The sequence below is a fragment of the Pedobacter sp. SG908 genome (assembly GCF_011759615.1).
Classification (GTDB): Bacteria; Bacteroidota; Bacteroidia; order Sphingobacteriales; family Sphingobacteriaceae; genus Pedobacter; species Pedobacter riviphilus.
Map to the genome: position 1 here is coordinate 421,061 of NZ_JAAOYY010000001.1, position 18,100 is coordinate 439,160.

Annotated in this window: 15 protein-coding genes; 14 read left to right on the plus strand and 1 reads right to left on the minus strand. The window is 41.2% G+C overall.

All coding sequences use genetic code 11. The annotated features are described in order from the left end of the window. Nucleotides 1-106: 106 nt before the first annotated feature. From FHT21_RS01565 to FHT21_RS01590, 6 genes are all read left to right on the plus strand, one after another. A complete protein-coding gene (locus tag FHT21_RS01565; RefSeq protein WP_167293049.1) occupies nt 107-982 on the plus strand; it encodes a universal stress protein in 876 nt (291 codons plus the stop codon). A gap of 69 nt (nt 983-1,051) precedes the next feature. Continuing rightward, entirely contained in the window at nt 1,052-2,071 is a 1,020-nt protein-coding gene (adhP, locus tag FHT21_RS01570; protein ID WP_243853824.1) for an alcohol dehydrogenase AdhP, read from the plus strand. A gap of 34 nt (nt 2,072-2,105) precedes the next feature. Then, nucleotides 2,106-2,561, plus strand: a complete 456-nt coding sequence (locus FHT21_RS01575; RefSeq protein ID WP_167293051.1) for a pyridoxamine 5'-phosphate oxidase family protein — start codon at nt 2,106-2,108, stop codon at nt 2,559-2,561. 182 nt (nt 2,562-2,743) lie between these two features. Beyond that, nucleotides 2,744-4,525 carry a hypothetical protein gene (locus tag FHT21_RS01580; protein WP_167293052.1) on the plus strand — a complete coding sequence of 594 codons (1,782 nt, stop codon included), beginning with the start codon at nt 2,744-2,746 and terminating at the stop codon, nt 4,523-4,525. A gap of 56 nt (nt 4,526-4,581) precedes the next feature. Further along, complete coding sequence (locus tag FHT21_RS01585) at nt 4,582-5,772, plus strand: PAS domain-containing sensor histidine kinase (protein WP_167293053.1); 1,191 nt, start codon at nt 4,582-4,584, stop codon at nt 5,770-5,772. Between the two features lie 24 nt (nt 5,773-5,796). Continuing rightward, a complete protein-coding gene (locus FHT21_RS01590; protein WP_167293054.1) occupies nt 5,797-6,828 on the plus strand; it encodes a response regulator in 1,032 nt (343 codons plus the stop codon). Nucleotides 6,829-6,984: 156 nt separating this feature from the next. Here the strand turns inward: FHT21_RS01590 and FHT21_RS01595 are convergent, their stop codons facing one another. Continuing rightward, entirely contained in the window at nt 6,985-8,289 is a 1,305-nt protein-coding gene (locus FHT21_RS01595; protein ID WP_167293055.1) for a DUF5077 domain-containing protein, read from the minus strand. Between the two features lie 716 nt (nt 8,290-9,005). Here FHT21_RS01595 and FHT21_RS01600 point away from each other — a divergent pair. The 8 genes from FHT21_RS01600 to ccoG all read left to right on the plus strand — a co-directional run bounded on the left by FHT21_RS01600 (nt 9,006) and on the right by ccoG (nt 18,084). After that, nucleotides 9,006-9,434 (plus strand): lactate dehydrogenase, encoded by a 429-nt coding sequence (locus FHT21_RS01600; RefSeq protein ID WP_167293056.1) that lies wholly within the window; start codon nt 9,006-9,008, stop codon nt 9,432-9,434. Next, nucleotides 9,434-10,780: an oxygen-independent coproporphyrinogen III oxidase gene (gene hemN / locus FHT21_RS01605; protein ID WP_167293057.1), complete on the plus strand. Its 1,347-nt coding sequence runs from the start codon at nt 9,434-9,436 to the stop codon at nt 10,778-10,780. The genes FHT21_RS01600 and hemN overlap by 1 nt, the downstream gene beginning before the upstream one ends. 13 nt (nt 10,781-10,793) lie before the next feature. Beyond that, nucleotides 10,794-13,178 carry a heavy metal translocating P-type ATPase metal-binding domain-containing protein gene (locus FHT21_RS01610; RefSeq protein ID WP_167293058.1) on the plus strand — a complete coding sequence of 795 codons (2,385 nt, stop codon included), beginning with the start codon at nt 10,794-10,796 and terminating at the stop codon, nt 13,176-13,178. After that, nucleotides 13,175-13,354, plus strand: a complete 180-nt coding sequence (gene ccoS, locus FHT21_RS01615) for a cbb3-type cytochrome oxidase assembly protein CcoS (protein ID WP_167293059.1) — start codon at nt 13,175-13,177, stop codon at nt 13,352-13,354. Before FHT21_RS01610 ends, ccoS begins: the two co-directional genes overlap by 4 nt. A 72-nt stretch (nt 13,355-13,426) precedes the next feature. After that, nucleotides 13,427-15,568: a cytochrome-c oxidase, cbb3-type subunit I gene (gene ccoN, locus FHT21_RS01620; RefSeq protein ID WP_167293060.1), complete on the plus strand. Its 2,142-nt coding sequence runs from the start codon at nt 13,427-13,429 to the stop codon at nt 15,566-15,568. Nucleotides 15,569-15,571: 3 nt separating this feature from the next. After that, nucleotides 15,572-15,754, plus strand: coding sequence for a hypothetical protein (locus tag FHT21_RS01625; RefSeq protein WP_167293061.1), 183 nt, complete (start codon nt 15,572-15,574; stop codon nt 15,752-15,754). Further along, nucleotides 15,741-16,709, plus strand: a complete 969-nt coding sequence (locus FHT21_RS01630; protein ID WP_243853825.1) for a cbb3-type cytochrome c oxidase N-terminal domain-containing protein — start codon at nt 15,741-15,743, stop codon at nt 16,707-16,709. Before FHT21_RS01625 ends, FHT21_RS01630 begins: the two co-directional genes overlap by 14 nt. After that, complete coding sequence (ccoG, locus tag FHT21_RS01635) at nt 16,693-18,084, plus strand: cytochrome c oxidase accessory protein CcoG (protein ID WP_167293062.1); 1,392 nt, start codon at nt 16,693-16,695, stop codon at nt 18,082-18,084. Before FHT21_RS01630 ends, ccoG begins: the two co-directional genes overlap by 17 nt. Nucleotides 18,085-18,100 lie beyond the last annotated feature (16 nt).

Consider the following 18,100-nt stretch of genomic DNA (forward strand, 5'->3'; position numbering starts at 1 on the left):
GCTTTTAGGTGAAGACGTTGGGAGAAAATCATTTTAATAACTGACGCTACTCATATTTTTAACATGGGCTTTTTACAAACTTTATACCTATCAAAAAAGACCCATTATGAAAAAGATCCTGGTCCCTGTTGATTTCTCTGCAACGGCAGAGAACGCAGCCAATTATGCAACTGATCTGGCCCATGGTATTGGTGCCAGGGTAGAATTGTTAAATGTTTTTCAGGTTCCTGAATTTTCTCCGGCTGCCGCATCTTTGGTATGGCCGCTTGATGAATATAAGCTTATAGAAGATGATGCTAAAAAAGCCTTGGGCAAACTGGTTGAAAAAGTTGAAGAAAAATATAAAAAAGCCCATCATGAGCTTGGTTTTAAAGCAGAAGTGTTTGGGCGATTGGTTTGTGGCGAGGTTGAAAAAGAGGTTGGTAAATATTTTACTGAATGTAAAATGAACCTCGTTGTGGCCGGACTAAACCGTGCAGATAAGTTAACCAAAACGCTTATGGGCAGTGTGGCCAGAAAAATTATCGAGCAGGAAATACCTGTTTTGCTTATACCTGCGGGATATAGCTTTAAGAAACCTAAAAAAATCGCTTTTGCCACAGATTTTAGCCATAGTGATGTCTCCGTTTTATGTACACTTGCCGAATTTGCAAAACCTTTTAATGCCGATATACTCATTACACATACCGGTAATTCAAAATCAGAACCAGAAGGCTATAAGCATACAACCGAAGATTTTTTAAACCGGGTTGCCGATCGGGTTAACTATAGAAATATTTACTATAGACATATAAACAGTGAACGGATTAAGGACGGTTTAGATTGGATCGTAGAAAACGGACAGATCGATATTCTGACCATGGTGCATCGAAAACATAGTTTTTTTCATCAGCTGCTTAAAGGTAGTTATACCCTAAACATGTCAGATCATATTCAGATCCCGCTTTTGGTTTTACCGCCATCACACAACGTTCCGATGTAGTAGCGCATCACTAGATAAAATTCAATTATTATAATCTATTGTAAAACAAAATATATGTATCCTAAAACAATGAAAGCTGCGGTTATCCACGAATATGGAGGACCGCTGGCCATAGAAGAACTTCCGGTTAGACCGCTCCATCAATATGAGATTTTAGTTAAGGTAATTTCATGTGGGGTATGCCACACCGATTTGCATGCCTGTAATGGAGATTGGCCGGTAAAATCAAAAATGCCGTTGGTGCCAGGCCACGAAGCCATTGGGTTGGTCGCTGCAATGGGACATGATGTTAAAAGTGTTAAAGAAGGAGATGTGGTTGGCGTACCATGGTTATACAGCGCCTGTGGCTGTTGCGAATTTTGCTTAACAGGCTGGGAAACGTTGTGTTATGAGCAGCAGAATGGAGGCTATAGTGTTGATGGAGGTTTTGCAGAGTACGTAATTGCCGATTCGAGATGCGTTGCCCATTTCCCTTCGCATGTAAATTTTACAGAAATGGCACCTATTATCTGTGCCGGGGTTACCGTATACAAAGGTTTAAAAGAAACTGATGCAAAAGCAGGTGAGTGGGTAGCCATATCAGGTATTGGCGGGCTCGGCCATCTTGGGGTTCAGTATGCAAAGGCCATGGGCTTTCAGGTTGCCGCGATTGATATTTCAAACGATAAACTGGAAATGGCCAGAAAACTGGGGGCAGACATTGTTGTTAATGCGCTAGAACGTGACCCGGGTGAATTTCTTAAAAAACAAACCGGTGGTATGCATGGTGTATTGGTTACGGCAGTAACACCTGTTGCTTTTAGTCAAGGGCTTTCGGCATTACGCAGAAAAGGTACTTTATCTCTAAACGGACTACCTCCGGGCAGTTTTGACCTGCCCATATTTGATACAGTACTTAACAGGATAACCATTAGAGGCTCTATTGTAGGCACAAGAAAGGATATGCAGGAAGCCATCGAATTTGCGGTAGATGGAAAGGTAAGGGCACAGGTTAAAAAAGCAAAACTGGAAGACATCAATAATGTGTTCGATCAAATGAAAAAGGGTGAGATTGAGGGGCGGATTGTTTTGGATATTTCAGGTACTTAATTAATTATAAATATTCAACATTAATTCTTGTAAGATGTTAGGAAAACTAGAAGATGAGGAGATAGAAAAGCTCCTTAAAGAACAATACATTGGTCGTTTGGCCTGCCATGCCCATGGGGTAAGTTACATTGTGCCTATCAATTATGTGTACAATAGCAGCACGGTTTATGCTCATTCTGCTCCGGGGCAAAAAATCAGGATGATGAAAAGTAACCCTGAGGTATGCTTTCAAACCGATCAGATCCGCGATACCTTTAACTGGAAGAGTGTGGTGTGTTGGGGCAAATTTGAAGAAATAACCGATGCTACAGAAAAACAAAGAGCGCTTCAGGGGATTATCCACCGGATGATGCCTTTAACCAATACCCCTTCGGAGCAACCATCGCATGGAACAGGCAAAACAGATGTTTATGATGAAGATGTTATTGTGTTCAAAATTATCTTTCACCTTAAAACAGGTAGATTCGAGATAAACGATCGTGCTGAATAAGTGGTTTTAGCAATATAAATAAATCATACTTTCCAAGTTTGGTATTATAAATTGTTGGAAAGTGATCTCCCTCACTTTTCGTTTTGACTGGCATCATGGTCTGACTGGCTCAACTGCAATAGTTTTGCTGTCGAAACCATTTGGCTTTTGTATAAAAAGCCAGATTTACATAACGAAATACAATGCCACATTCATTCCATATCCCCGTGTTGGGCCTCGGCTATTCCATTGATACGCCACTAAAAGTTGCCAGGTACGGTATTTCATCCGTGTTATCCGTTGTTGATGACGAACTCATCGAACGCATGCGTGCCTATCACTCGCAGAAACGCTCCATTTCCTTTCATGCCATACCTAAAGGGGAGGCCGATAGCCGCAGTAAACGCATCACAGCTTACCTGGATTTTTTGCAGGAAACCATAACCTCAGATTTTAAAACCCTGAAACAACAGGATTTTGCCACTGGTAATGATATTTGCCGTTATTTTGAACTATTGCCCAATACTGCTAAATTAAAGCATGGTTATGACCTGATGTTGCAATATCCTGAAGGTGAAACCAAGCAGGGTTTCCAGGCGCTTTTAAAAAATGCGATGCAGATGGGCGCTATTGATGTGAATATCATGGCCAAGGTAGATAAAATGAATTACCTTGATGGCGAATATTCGGGTGATACCAATACCGATGCATTAGCTGCACTCCGTGGTTTTGCCGAAAGTAAACTAAACGCCTCTGTTGTACTCTCTGCCGGTATGAACCCGAAATTGTACAGCTATATGGAAAATTTTGAAGACTTTTTTCCTGATGAAAATAGCAAGCTGAAAAAGAAAATCATCCTAAAAGTAAGCGATTTCAGGTCGGCACTGATCCAGGCTAAATTTTTGGCAAAAAAGGGTTTATGGGTTTCAGAATTCAGGATTGAGTCGGGCTTAAACTGTGGTGGCCATGCATTTGCAACAGAAGGATATTTACTGGGGCCGATTTTGGAAGAATTTAAGCTCAAAAAAAACGATATGCTTGCTGAGCTTTTTAAAATGTACCAATCTGCAGTGGCGCAAAAGGGAATCCAAATAGAAAAACGGCCCAAACAGAGAATCAGTGTTCAGGGTGGGATTGGTACCGCCGCGGAACACGATTTCCTCCTTCAACATTATAATCTCGATGCCACAGGCTGGGGAAGCCCATTTCTATTGGTACCAGAAGTAACTAATGTTGATGCCGAAACATTGGCGCAATTGGCCAGCTCAGCAGAAAGCGATTTTTATCTAAGCGGGGCTTCTCCGCTGGGTATTCAGTTTAATAATTTTAAAAACAGCAGTATAGAAAAGCAACGGGTTGAAAGAATTGAAAAGGGCAGGCCAGGAAGCCCGTGTACCAAAAAATACCTTTGCAACAATACCGAGTTTACTGAGCAAGCCATCTGTACAGCATCCCGTGAATATCAGCACTTAAAAATCAAAAGCCTTAAAACTGCTGGCCTATCAGCAGATGAATACCAAAAACAGTTTAATCTGGTTACTGAAAAAGTTTGCCTTTGTGAAGGCTTATGTGCCGCTACCTATCTGAAATATGACATGGCTAAACCAAAAGAAAATACCGCAGTAGCCATTTGCCCAGGGCCAAACCTGGCCTATTTTTCTGATGTATATTCTTTCGATGAAATGGTTGGCCATATTTATGGAAAAATTAACCTGCTGGCGCAAGTGGAAAGGCCACATGTTTTTATCAAAGAACTTAACCTCTATATCGATTATCTGCAGAATGATATTAAACAGCAGTTTCAACATTTTAGCGAAAAAAAAATAAAACAGTTAAACGGATTCAAACTACAGTTGGCCGAAGGGATTAACTATTACAAAAAACTATTCAGTGAAGTTGCCGATCAGGCATCGGGCGAGTTAAAGGGATTATATGAACAGTTGGCAAAGTCGGAAGATAAACTGGACGGATTGATTGTTGAATAAGAGAAAAAGATCGGGAATAACTTTTCTATATTTACAAGGATATACTGATGTGTTACATGGATAGGTCGAAATTTTTAGATGCAATTATTGAAAATGCCATTGATGGGATTATTACCATTGATGATAAGGGACTCATAGAACATTTAAACCCCGCTGCACTTGAGCTTTTTGGTTATGAAAGGGATGAACTGGTAGGCAAAAATGTATCGATTTTGATGCCAGAGCCTGATCATTCTCGCCATGATGGCTACTTATCCAGATATGAACATACCGGGCAGAAACACATTATCGGAACCGGGAGAGAAGTTTCCGGTAAACGTAAGGATGGCTCGGTTTTTCCCTTTAGGCTGGGGGTAAGCGAAATAAAATTTAGCGACCGTAAAATTTATACTGGTTTTATCCACGATCTGAGTAAAGAAAAGGCCAATGAAGAGCAGATCAAAAGCTACACCGAAAAATTAGAGGTAAAGATTAAGGAACGTACACACGATCTGGTAAAGCTGGTGTCTGAGCTCGAAATGGCCAAAGAAAATATGCAGGCGCTTTTTCAGAAAGAGAAGGAACTCAATCAGCTCAAAACAAGGTTTGTGTCTATGGCCTCGCATGAATTTAGAACACCACTCAGTTCGATACAATTATCGGCTTCTTTGATCGATAAATATACCTCCAAACATGATGTGGCCAGCGTAGAAAAACATACGCTGAAAATCAAAAATTCGATTAATAACCTTACCACAATATTAAACGATTTCCTCTCGCTCGAAAAACTCGAGGCCGGAAAAGTAGAAGCGTCCGCTCAGTCTTTCAATATCATCAGCTTTGCTGAAGAAATAGCTGAAGAAATGCAGATGATGACCAAACAGAACCAGCATATTATTTACGAACATACAGGTACAACTGCCGAAGTTTACCTCGATCCGAACCTGTTGAAAAACTGTGTGATCAATCTGATTTCCAATTCGATAAAATACTCCGGTGCAGACACTTTGATCCAGTTCAATTCCATTTTAAAAAATGATGAGCTTATTTTAGAGGTGAAAGATAATGGTATTGGCATTCCAAAAGTCGACCAGCACAATCTGTTCGAACCATTTTTCAGGGCGCATAATACGGGCGATATCCCTGGCACAGGTTTAGGCCTGAACATTGTAAAAAGATATGTGGGGCTGATGAATGGTACAGTAGCCTGTCAGAGCGAACAAAATTCAGGTACAGTTTTTACGCTCAGCTTTGCACTTGGTAAATAATTTACAATTAAACACGCAATCTCCATGAACAAGAAAGTTTTGATTATTGAGGATAATGACGACATCAGGGAAAGTACAGCTGAGGTGCTGGATCTGGCCGGTTATGAAACTTTTACCGCGAAACATGGTAAGTTAGGGGTAGAAATGGCTTTGAACCATTTGCCTGATGTGATCCTCTGTGATATCATGATGCCAGAACTGGATGGTTACGGGGTTTTGTACCTACTGAACAAAAACCAGAAAACGGCAAATATTCCTTTTATTTTCATTACCGCAAAAACCGAGCGGGCAGACATGCGAAAAGGTATGGAAATGGGTGCCGATGATTACCTCACCAAACCGTTTGATGATATAGAACTCTTTAAGGCCATTGAAAGCAGGTTTAAAAAGAAGCAACAATCAGCTGGCTTTAATGCCGCATCGGGCAATAGCGAAACGGTAATGGACGAGCTCCGTAAAAAGGGCAAATTAAGGCCAATTGCCAACAAGCAGATTATTTATGTGGAAGGGGATGAACCTACCCATCTTTATTATGTAGTTAAGGGTCAGGTAAAAACGTACAAACGTTTTAAGGATGGTAGGGAACTTTCGTCGAGCTTGTATCATGACGGCGATTTTTTTGGATATGAGAGTTTGTGTAATGGCGAAGTATACACAGACAATGCAGCAACCTTAACCGAATCAGACATTATACAGATCCCCAAAGCCGATTTTATGGAGTACCTGCTCAACCACCAGGCCGTATCCAAAACATTTATCACTTTGCTATCAGGAAATGTGCGCGATAAAGGAAAGCAAATGCTTCAATTGGCCTATTCATCGGTACGAAAACGTGTAGCAGAAGCATTGCTACAAGTAGCTGTTAAATTTGGTGATAGTGTTGAAGATAGCTGTACCATCCGGATTTCTCGCGATGATCTTGCTGCATTGGTAGGTACAGCTAGCGAAACCGTAAGCCGAATGCTTGCTGATTTTAAAGATGAAAAACTGATTGATAAAACAGGCAATGCCATAAATATCCGCTCAATCGAAAAACTCAAAAACATTAAACAGTAAGGCAATCATTAGTTCACTTGGCCATTGCGGGGCTGGGCTTGAAGGAGTTGCAGCAAGTTATCTCGATCAGCAATGTGCTTAATCGATTCCGCACTGTCAACTTCAAACTAAACTTATCCCGGGTAATACTTTATATTTCCCGGGATAAGTTTTTTTTTATGGTAAAGTGCTTAAATTAACGCTTGGGGCTATGCCAGTAGCGCTTCTGTTCAAAGCTGTTCCGTAAGCCGTATAAGTGGCAAAAAAACCTCCATTTTTCAGATAAAAGTTATTACCTGTAACACCACCCTGGTAATCCATACGTTGCTCAGCTGATGCGGTGGCATCGTAGCTAAAACTGGCATTGGTAACCTCTGTCCAATTGCCACTACTTGTTTTATACCATTGATTACCGTAGTTACAACTTCTTTGCAGGTAGCCCTGGTCTGGGTTAAAGTTCTCGATAAACGAATACATTCCTGTTAAATATGCCGTTGTATTTGGACGTTTCCATTGTGCTATGATCTTCCATGTACCATTTTCGGGTGCGTAAAACCAGGCCGTATAATCCGATCCGCCCGCACCATCGGGTTTGCCCCGCAATAAGAATTTATAGGTAGTGCCTGCTACCCAGTTAAATAAGAGATAAGATTGTCCGCCCGTGCCTTCCCCACCGAACCCATTAGAGGTGATATCACTTCCCTTCCTTACCAAAGTAGTGCTGCCGGTTGATGGATCCCATACCGAAAATAAAACCCTTCTTTCTGTAGCTGAGTTAACTTGCATGCCAAAGTAACCCCCGCTAAAACCATCGGCCATAAAATAAGAACCGATTTTGTCTTCTCCGCTGGGCACATTCAGCTCACTGTAAAACCATTCTGTACCCGATGGTACGGTGTAATTTAAATGGCACGATGGGCCTCTTCTCGACCAATAATAATCGGCTACGGTATTGGCATATTGCACATTGGAAGCCACAGCAGGCCCGCTAATCACCAGGTCGGAAATGTCGCCATAGTAACTGCCTGTTTTACTCACGCCCTGTATATCTACCCGTACATAGCCAGCAGCTGTAATATTTACGGTACCAATGGTAGTTGTGGTGGCAGTGGTACCGGTAATGGTTTTATTAAATACGGTACCATTAATAGTTACCTTGATGTTACTGCTTCCTGAAGGTACGGTGCCTTTTACTGCTACCGTTAAACTTCCTGTAAGTCCTAAACGGAACCATACACTGGTAATCGTGCTGGCTGATGTCCAATTATGTAAACCAGTATCATTAATTAAACCACCCGTGCCAGCGGTATAGGCATTGCCACCTAAACCGACGTTTAGGGACGAACCGCCCAAACTTTCGGTAACTGCAATGGCGTTTTTAATTTTTGATGCCTCTGTTTCCGTGAGGTTTTCTGTTTTTTTACACGAATACAAGCTTAGCAATAATAGCAGGCCTGTGGCAAGTGAACTTGTTTTTTTCATTTTGGTTAGTATATGGTTGTTTATAATTAAGTTTCACCCCATTTTACCAATCTGTAATGCAGATGTTTTTTTGCTTAACCCAGCCTCATTTTCAACTGTCGGTTTTATAATTATCACAAATGGTTGCCAATCGAACCCAAACACATTAATGCAATAAAAAACAAGGAATATTTTGCACTAACTAGAATTGAAGTTAACGACTAACAATTGATAAAAAATTAAGATTCTCAGCGCAAACGTTTGCTTAATACAGCTATATTTCCAAGGGAAAAGCGCATCATTTTATTGGGTAATACAGCTTTTGTAAAGCTTGTAGTTGTAAGTAGTCTTAATATGGGTTTAATAAATCATTTTTGTTGAATACTGTTTTAAACTATTTGATTTTAGTGTTTTATAGCTTTGTTTTTGAGCCTTTTTTGAATAAACGCAAACGGTTGTGTGAAGAAATGTAATTAATTTATTGATCATTGGCTCGCTGGTAATTAGCCAATGGTTCATCGTCATATTCTTCATTGTGGGCTTGGAAGCGTGCGCCAGCCTGTGGCGATTTATCGGTAAAGCAATCTCATTAGGTGATTTACTTGTTCGTTGTTTAAATCGCTTAATTGCCGCTAAACGCCAAATTAAGAAATGTAATAAAAATCATTTTTTTCTCTAAGCATCCTCACCTGTAGCACCTGCCCAGGACCATAGTTTTGTATATATAAATTCTGTATATGAAAGCTATAGCTTACAACATCAAACCCGATGAAAAGGAATGGTTGGTACTGGCCAATTATAAAAAACACGACATTACCATAATTGCCAATAGTTTAACTATTGATACGCTTTCATTCGCAACCGGAAAGGAAGCGTTGCTGGTTTTTAACAACGATGAACTAAACGAGGCGATGATTCTGGGACTAAAAGCCCTGGGTATAAAATACATCGCAACCTCATCATTCCAAACAGATCATCTTGATTTAAAAGCTGCAGGTTCTGCAGGGATCAAAGTGGCAAACGTTCCTTTGGCATCCGGCGGCGCCGACGCTAAACAGCGGATGGAACAGGTGATCAAAAACCTCGATCAATGGGCTGCGGGTAAATGTGTAGGTAGCGCGTGCTGCTGTCAAAATGAGTGTTCTAAAGTAAAAGTGATGAAATAATGGAGGCATCTGCACTACTTAAAAAGTACAATGTCCCCACACCCAGATATACCAGCTATCCGACTGTGCCTTACTGGGACATCGAAAAATTCAATGCAAATGGCTGGTTGGCCAATGTTGCAAATATCTACGAAAGCCGTAAGGATGAGGGGATCAGTCTTTATATCCACCTTCCATTTTGCGAGAGCCTGTGTACTTACTGTGCCTGCAATACCCGTATTACCAAAAACCATGGTGTAGAGATACCATATATCAAGGCCGTGCTTGCCGAATGGAAAATGTATGTGGAAGTTCTCAGGGAGAAACCCAAACTAAAAGAACTGCACCTGGGTGGCGGAACACCAACTTTTTTCAGCGCGGAGAACCTGGGCTTACTGATCAATGGCATTCTGCAAAATTCAAGTTTGGCTCCTGATGCAGAATTTTCATTTGAGGCGCATCCAGCCAATACTACCAGTGCACACTTAACCACTCTGTACAGCCTTGGTTTCAAAAGATTAAGCCTGGGAATCCAGGATTTCGATCCTGAAGTGCAGTTCCTGATCAATCGTTTTCAAACGCCTCAACAGGTAGCTGCGATCACCACAAAAGCAAGAGAAATCGGTTATACCTCTGTTAATTTTGATTTGATCTACGGCCTTCCGGGACAAACAATTCCGGGCTTAGCTGATACCATAAGAGCGGTAATCGATATGAAGCCAAACCGCATTGCTTTTTACAGTTATGCACATGTGCCCTGGCTAAAACCGGGCCAAAGACATTATACAGAAAAAGATCTTCCCCTGGGCGACGAAAAATTTGCGCTTTACCAATTGGGTAGACAATTGCTTGATGCCGCAGGATATAAAGATGTGGGAATGGACCATTTTGCACTGAACAGCGATTCTTTGTTCCAGGCAATGACTGAACAGAAGCTGCACCGCAATTTTATGGGCTACACCAATAAACATACCCATTTACTTATCGGCCTTGGCGTATCTTCTATCAGCGATAGCTGGACAGCTTTTGCACAAAATCCGAAAACGGTAGAAGATTATATCGATAAAATCGAACGTGGTTTACTACCTGTGGAAAAAGGCCATTTCCTTACAGGTGAAGACATCGGGGTAAGGAAACATATTCTTAACCTCATGTGCAGAGAAAATACAATGTACAACGAAGGTATTCCAGAACAAGTATATGGTAGGCTGTTACCCTTATTACGCGATAAGCTGATCTGGGTAACCGAAAAAGAAATCAGGATTACCACGAAAGGGAAATCTTTTTTGAGAAACGTGTGCATGGCTTTCGATGAGAAACTATGGCTTAAGCAGCCCAAAACCCAAATGTTCAGTTCATCAATTTAAGTATAGGTTAAAAATGGAAGATCAAAATAAAACCGCAACACAGGTCCTTTGCTATCATTGTGGAGAAGATCTGCCCGCGATAAAATACCAGGCAGGAGATAAAGATTTTTGCTGCGCAGGCTGCATGGCTGTTTTCAAGATCCTCTCAGAGAATAACCTTTGCAATTACTATGTGTACAACAATAATCCGGGCCAACAGTTTAAAAATGAGCTTCATTTAGAATATCTGGACGAGCCTAAAATTATTGATCAATTGCTCGATTACAAACATGAAAGCTCGAGCATCATTACATTTTACATTCCGGCCATTCACTGCAGTTCATGTATCTGGTTGCTAGAACACCTCTATAAAATCAACCCCGCTATATTCAGCTCACGGATTGATTTCCTTAAAAAACAGGTTACCATAAGTTTCAATCACGACGAAATTTCGTTAAGGCAGTTGGTGGAAACTTTAGGCCAGATCGGTTATGAACCTTTGATCAGCCTGCAGGATGTAGTACAGGAACACAGCAGTTCGGTAGATAAAGCTTTGGTGTTAAAAATAGCCGTTGCCGGATTTTTAATGGGCAATGTTATGCTCTTTAGCTTTCCGGAATATTTTGGTTTATCGGGTTTCGAGAAACAATTTCAATCGCTTTTTGGCTGGCTAAACCTTACGTTCGCTATTCCTGCAGCTTTTTATTGTGGCCGCGACTATTTTACCTCAGCAATAACAAGCCTTAAACATAGGCACATTAACCTCGATACCCCTTTAGCATTAATTATTGCGGTACTTTTCTTGCGCACTGCTTTCGAAATTCTTTTCAGTACAGGCCCGGGTTTTGCCGATACCTTAACAGGATTGGTGTTTTTGCTTTTAATGGGCAAATGGCTTAAACAGCGCACCTACCATCACATTTCTTTTGATCGCGATTATCGGTCCTATTTCCCGATTGCGGTAACTACCCTGCAAAACGGTAAAGAAAAGCCTGTATCCATAAACGAAATCAAGATCGGCGACCGGCTGTGGATCAGGAATGGTGAGCTGGTTCCTGCAGATGCAATTTTAATGAAAGGTGAGGCCTGGATGGATATGAGTTTTGTTACCGGCGAATCAGACCCTGTGCATAAAGTTCTGGGCGAAATTATTTATGCAGGTGGCAGGCAAACCAGTGAAGCGATAGAACTTGAAGTGATCAAGCCTGTTTCACAAAGTTATTTAACCGGTTTATGGAACAACGATAATTATAAAAACAATACCGAAAAACAGAACTTTAATGATACTGTAGCCAAATACTTTAGTCTGGGTGTTTTCCTGATTGCATTTGCCGCTACTGGGTATTGGTTGCTTCAGAACGATAGCCACAAAGCATGGGCGGCATTTACCGCCGTAATTATTGTGGCCTGTCCCTGCGTACTGGCTTTAAGTACCCCATTTACACTATCTGCAATTTTATCAGTTTTTGATAAGAAAGGATTTTATGTAAAAAATACTGATGCCGTTGAAGAACTTGCCAAATGCGATACCCTGATTTTCGATAAAACAGGTACCCTAACCAGCAATGAACATGCAGAGATCGGTTTTAGTGGAACGATATCAGGCGAGGAAAAGATTATTGTTGGTTCCCTCTTGCGAAATTCTATCCATCCTTTGAGCAGGCATATCTTAAAAGTATTAAATGTTGATCGGTTTTATTCACTCAGCGATTATAAAGAGGTGGTAGGAAAAGGTTTGACCGCTAAAATAAATAACCACAGTATTTATGCCGGACATCTTTCTATGCTGCCTATGGCAGTAAAGTCTGCTAGCGAAAGCGGCGTGCATATTGTGATCGACCATGTTTATAAAGGATGTTTTGATATCAAACAGCAGTGGCGCTCAGGATTAGCGCAGTTGATCTTAAAACTTTCGAAATTCAAGCTGCTGGTTTTATCAGGCGATACCGATAAAGACCGTTGGATGTTGGATACAATATTTACCGAAAAAACAACCATCAGGTTTCGCCAAAGCCCTCACCAAAAGCTCGATGCAGTTTTAAAGCTTCAGCAGGCTGGGAATAAAGTAATGATGCTGGGCGATGGGTTAAACGATGCCGGAGCCCTAAAACAAAGTGATTTTGGAATCGCATTAACGGATAACATTAATAATTTTACGCCCGGCTGTGATGCCATTCTCAAAGGCAGCGCCTTAAATTATCTGCCAGATTTTATCCAGTTAAGTAAGGATGGGTTGAAGATCATTAAAACAAGTTTCGCTATAGCCATCGCGTATAACTGTATTGGTATTTATTTTGCCGTTCAGGGTACACTTTATCCTTTGGTGGCCGCAGTACTGATGCCGATTAGTACGGTTACCATTATCTCCTTTACTACAATGGCAACCAGATGGTTTGCCCGTAAAAATAAACTGATATGAACATTCTTTACTTTTTGGTTGGCTGCAGCGTTTTAATGGCACTCATTTTTTTGGCGGCGTTTTTCTGGGCCTATAAAACCGGTCAGAATGATGATGTACATACTCCAGGTATCCGTATGCTCTTCGATGATGAGACTGTTGCCGAAAAAAGTGAAGAAGATCACTTTTCTAGTTAACCGTTATCACCCTTTATCCGCCCACTGCCAGATACCTTTGGCATATAAAACATACAAAATTCTGTTTCTATTATGCAGTTAGAAAAATTTACTTACGATAACAAGATTGTCAGGAACTTTGGTATTGCCACCCTGGTTTGGGGAATAATCGGGATGACTGTTGGTTTGCTTGTAGCTATGCAGCTCTTCAAACCCGCATTGAACATGGGCAGTCAGTACACTACATTTGGCCGCATCAGGCCGCTGCACACCAATGCCGTAATTTTCGCCTTTGTGGGCAATGCCATTTTTATGGGTGTTTATTATTCCCTTCAGCGTTTGTTAAAAGCACGGATGTTTAGCGATGTGCTGAGCAAAATCCATTTTTGGGGCTGGCAGCTGATCATTTTATCGGCAGTGATCACGCTGCCGCTTGGCTTTACCACTTCGCACGAATATGCCGAACTCGAATGGCCAATAGATATCGCCATCACCATCATATGGGTGGTTTTTGGCGTAAACATGTTCGGTACCATTTTCAAAAGAAGAGAACGTCATTTATATGTGGCCATCTGGTTTTACATTGCCACATTTGTTACCATAGCGGTATTACACATTGTAAACTCTTTCGAACTGCCCATTTCTTTTATGAAAAGCTATTACGTATATGCCGGTGTACAGGATGCATTGGTACAATGGTGGTACGGGCATAACGCGGTGGCATTTTTTCTAACCACACCTTATCTGGGCATGATGTATTATTTCCTGCCAAAGATGGCCGGAAGACCCGTTTACTCTTATAAATTAAGTATCCTGCATTTTTGGTCGCTCATTTTTATTTACATCTGGGCAGGACCTCACCATTTACTCTATACTTCACTACCGGGTTGGGCACAATCACTAGGTGTTGCATTTTCGATTATGCTGATTGCACCAAGCTGGGGCGGTATGATTAATGGCTTATTAACTTTGCGCGGCGCCTGGGATAAAGTAAGGGAAGATGTGACGCTTAAATTTATGGTGGTTGCCCTTACGGCTTATGGTATGGCCACCTTCGAAGGTCCGTTATTATCATTAAAACAGATTAACGGTGTTGCCCATTTTACCGATTGGATTGTGGCTCACGTGCATGTTGGCGCTTTAGGCTGGAATGGATTTTTAACCTTTGGTGTGTTGTACTGGCTAATCCCCCGTATTTACAAAACAGAATTATACTCTAAAAAGCTAGCCGGTTTCCATTTTTGGATAGGTACGTTAGGCATCCTTTTTTATGCCGTGCCGATGTATTGGGCAGGTTTTACGCAGGGGCTGATGTGGAAAGAATTTACCCCCGAAGGTTTACTGAAATACCCTAATTTTTTAGCGACAACGCTACAGATAATCCCGATGCATATTTTACGTTCGATCGGTGGCACATTGTATTTAACAGGGGTAATTGTAATGACGTATAACCTGGCTAAAACCATGTTAGGGGCTAAATTGCTTGCCAATGAACCTGCAGAGGCCATGCCATTAAGCAAAGTTGTTATCGAAACTTCTTCGGCGGATAAAGCCTGGCATAGGGTTCTGGAACGTAAGCCAATGAAATTTATGGTGTTATCGCTCATCATCATCCTAATTGGGGGCATGGTAGAAATGATGCCCACTTTTACCATTCAATCTAACGTGCCAACCATTGCCAGTGTAAAACCATACTCGGCACTCGAACTTCAGGGCAGGGATTTATACATCAGAGAAGGCTGTGTAAACTGCCATTCGCAAACGGTGCGGCCTTTCCGTTCAGAAACTGAACGATATGGAGAGTATAGTAAAGCCGGAGAGTTTGTTTACGATCACCCGTTTTTATGGGGGAGTAAACGAACAGGGCCCGATCTTCATCGCGTAGGCGGGAAATATTCTGATGCCTGGCATTACAATCACCTGGTAGATCCGACTTCGATGTCGCCGGGAAGCATTATGCCGCCATATCCGTGGCTGATTGAGCAGAAACTGGATATTACCACCACAGCCAGTAAGATCAAAGCCATGCAGACACTGGGGGTACCTTATCCCGAAGGTTATGATAAACGTGCTAACGATGATTTAAAAGTTCAGGCCGAAAAGATTGCACTCGACCTAAAACAGAATAACATCAAGGTTAAAAGTGACAGGGAAATAGTAGCCATTATTGCTTACCTGCAACGTTTGGGTACCGATATCAAAGCAAATAAAGAAACCATTCCTTCAAATCAATAAAATATGTTTAACCAGATAAAAGATTTAGCCGGTGGCGAATTATACCTCATCACCTCACTGCTCATGTTCATGGTGTTTTTTGTAATCGTGGGTATTTACCTGCTCAAACTAAATAAAAAACATATCGAAGTAATGAGCCAGCTTCCTATTCAAGACAATCAACCTATTGCATATGAAGAAGATTAAACTATTGTTATTATGCCTGTTCATCTCAATTACAGCCTTTGCTGCGAATGAGAAAGCCGCAGAAACCTTAACACCTGCTCAGGCAGGCTTGGGGCTAAACCAGTCTGAAATACTGATTATAATCCTCCTGGTTTTTGCAGTTGTGCTTCTTTTTGTTTCAGTAACCCTGTTAAATGCATTCAAGGTAATGTATAATGAACAGTTAAACCCTACGCCGTACGCCAAACCGGTAAAAGAGCCGGTTTTGGATTACGATACCTGGTTAAAACAAAAACCGGTTAAACCCTCAATCTGGACAAAACTTTTAAGCTTAAGGCCCATTGAAGAAGAAAAAGACCTGGTCATCGATCATGCTTACGATGGCATTAAAGAACTGAACAACCCTGTGCCAGCCTGGTTTAACTTCCTCTTTTTCGGAACCATGATTTTCGCGGCAGCCTATCTTTTTTATTACCACATTGGTGGTTATGGAGATCTGCAGGATACAGAATATGAAAAAGAAATGGCCAAAGCGAAGATAGAAAAAGCAGCCTACCTCGAAAAATCGGCCAATACCATTGATGAGAATTCGGTTAAGGTTGATAATACGCCAACGGTACTGGCTGAGGGCAAAACTGTTTTTACAACTAACTGCGTGGTTTGCCATGGCGATAAAGGCCAGGGCATTATTGGCCCAAATTTAACCGACGAGTATTGGTTGCATGGTGGAGGCATAAACAATGTTTTCAAAACTATAAAATATGGGGTACCCGAAAAAGGTATGATCAGTTGGGAGAAAAATTTAAATCCAAAACAGATCAGTGCTGTTGCCAATTTTATCTTATCGCTAAAAGGAAGTAATCCTGCAGGAGCCAAAGCACCACAGGGTGAGAAATACGAAGCTAAAGATTTAAAAGACAGTGAGATGAAAACACCAACCGACAGTGTGAACCAAGCCAATGTTACCAAAAAATAAAAAGGAAAATAAAGGCTGGGGCAGAAATTTTATCTATCCTAAAGAGCCATCTGGTAGGCTGTATACCTACCGGAAATGGGTAAGTTATGTGCTGCTATTATTTTTGTTTTCCAGTCCATTTTTAAAACTTAAGGGCGAACAGCTGGTACTCCTTAATTTTATAGAAAGAAAATTTGTATTCTTCGGATTGATTTTTACCCCGCAGGATTTTTACCTTTTCGCGCTCGCGATGCTTATTTTTATCATGTTCATCGTATGTTTTACAGTAATTTTGGGTAGGCTATGGTGCGGATGGGCTTGCCCGCAAACAATCTTTATGGAAATGGTTTTCCGTAGAATCGAATATTGGATTGAAGGCGATGCCAATAAACAAAAGAAACTAGACGAAGCAGGCTGGACCGCCGGCAAAATATTCAAAAAAGTAAGCAAACATTTTATTTTTCTGGTGATTTCTTTTGCCATTGCAAATACCTTTTTGGCTTATATGATTGGGTCGGCAGTATTGTATAAAATTATTACTGAACCAATTGCTGGTCATGTATCGGGCTTTGTATCCATCTGGCTATTTACATTTATATTCTATGGGGTATTTACCTATGTACGCGAAGTGGTGTGTACGGTAATCTGTCCGTATGGCAGGCTGCAAGGCGTGCTGTTGGATAATCAAAGCCTGGTGGTCGCCTACGATTTTACCAGGGGCGAGCCGCGGGGCCATCTTCAAAAACAGGATGCAGCTTTAAAAACGGGAGATTGTATTGATTGTGGGCTTTGCGTACAGGTTTGCCCAACAGGTATTGATATCCGCCAAGGTACACAGCTCGAGTGTGTAAACTGTACCGCCTGCATCGATTCATGCAACGAGGTAATGCTTAAAATAAACAGGCCCAAAAACCTGATCGGTTTCTTCAATCAGGATTTTATTAACGAACGTAAACCCTATAAAATTGGCTTAAAATCTTACGGTTATGCTGCGGTACTGTTTGTGATAATGGTAGTTTTTTCTTCACTGATTTATAAAAGAGAAGATATCCAGACCACCGTACTAAGAGCAAGCGGTACTTTATACCAGAGTAGGGGGGCAGATAAAACGAGCAATCTTTATAATGCAGAGCTGATCAACAAAACCAATAAAGCAGTAAAGTTCAGGTTTAGGTCGCAAAATGACAGTGATGAAATTGATTTTATCCAAAAAGCTGATGTTTTGCCAAAAGAAGGTTCGGTGCACCTTACTTTCTTTCTGATCAGGAAAAATAATGCCATTAAAAAATATAAAACCGATGCCGTTTTCGAAATTATTGCCAACGGCAAAGTTTTAAGCACAGCAACTACAAGTTTTTTCGCGCAGCCGGAAGGAATTGAATTAGAGCATGATTGAGTGATTGAATTAGGGA